The sequence below is a fragment of the Paenibacillus sp. EKM10P genome (genome assembly GCF_011800655.1).
Lineage (GTDB): Bacteria > Bacillota > Bacilli > Paenibacillales > Paenibacillaceae > Paenibacillus > Paenibacillus polymyxa.
Genome location: NZ_JAALET010000056.1, coordinates 1 through 896, shown reverse-complemented (window position 1 = coordinate 896; position 896 = coordinate 1). Strand labels below are relative to the sequence as shown.

General features: G+C 51.5%; 1 protein-coding gene. It reads left to right on the top strand.

Annotated features, from left to right (window positions below):
• A partial coding sequence (locus HFE01_RS26370) for an AMP-binding protein (RefSeq protein WP_167442901.1) occupies positions 1 to 896 on the top strand: 896 nt, incomplete at both ends.

The window sequence follows — 896 nt, the reverse complement described above, 5'->3', positions numbered from 1 at the left end:
ATGATCGTAGGTCTGCTGGCCGTGCTAAAAGCAGGTGGTGCTTATGTGCCGATTGATCCCGAATTTCCGTCCTCACGTATTGCATACATGCTGGAAGACAGCGAGGCCGCAGTGCTTCTGACCCGTCGTGATTTAGCAGAAGAGCACCATTGCCACGCCAATGCCCTATTTCTTGAGGATGCAGCATTGTATCAGGGAGAAAGCAGTAACCTGGAATCGATCTCCAGCCCAGAGCATTTGGCTTACGTCATCTATACCTCTGGTTCAACCGGAAATCCGAAAGGAGTTATGCTCCAGCATCGCTCGGTCCTCAACTTTATTACCGGGATGCGCGAAGTCATTGACTTTGAAACGAGCCAAACGATGTTGTCACTGACAACCATTTCATTCGATATTTTCGTCTTGGAGACCATCCTGCCTCTGTTGGGTGGAATGACGGTGGTGCTTGGCGACCACCAGCATCAGGTGAATCCTCAGGCGCTGGGTGAATTGATTGCTTATCATCATATTGAAATGCTGCAAATGACGCCGTCCCGGTTGCAAATGCTGCTGGGTCATGAAGCAGGCTCCCGCGCGTTGCAAGACGTGAAGGCCATTATGGTCGGGGGCGAAGCCCTGCCGTCCAAGCTGCTTGCAGCACTGCAAGAAATAAACGGTCCCCGGATTTATAACATGTACGGACCTACAGAAACGACGGTGTGGTCGACCGTACAGGAACTGACCCATGCTCAACAAATTAACATCGGACGCCCTATCGCGAATACCCAAATATATATCCTGAATGCGAATGGGGAATTGCAGCCCGTCGGTGTGCCGGGTGAGTTATGTATTGCCGGGGAAGGCTTGGCTCGCGGGTACTGGAAACGTGAAGAACTGACGGCCGAGAAATTTGTAAA